This window comes from Cohnella sp. GbtcB17 (genome assembly GCF_019091135.1).
GTDB lineage: Bacteria > Bacillota > Bacilli > Paenibacillales > Paenibacillaceae > Cohnella.
In genome coordinates, this window is record NZ_JAGXJW010000481.1 from 1 (window position 1) to 236 (window position 236).

The 236-nt window shown below is 65.7% G+C and carries 1 protein-coding gene; it reads right to left on the reverse strand.

Translation table 11 applies throughout. The features are described 5' to 3' along the window. Positions 1-236: penicillin-binding transpeptidase domain-containing protein (locus tag KVT38_RS34220; protein WP_254639762.1), on the reverse strand; the 236-nt coding region annotated here is incomplete at both ends.

Genomic DNA, 236 nt, shown 5'->3' on the forward strand with positions numbered 1-236 from the left:
GAGCGCTACGTGAGGCGACGACATCGTCACTTCGCCGTGACCGTAGCCCGAATCCGCGAGCTGGATCTCGCCCTTGACGCCCTTGTTCGACAGCTGCGACTTGGCGAGCGGATAGACGAACGGGATCGCCTCGCCGATGCCGAACCCGGCGGCGCCCGCCCCGACCTTGTCTTTCCCCAGCGCGAGCCCCGCCTGCGCGAAGTAGATGTTGTCCGAGTACGTCAGCGCCTTTGACA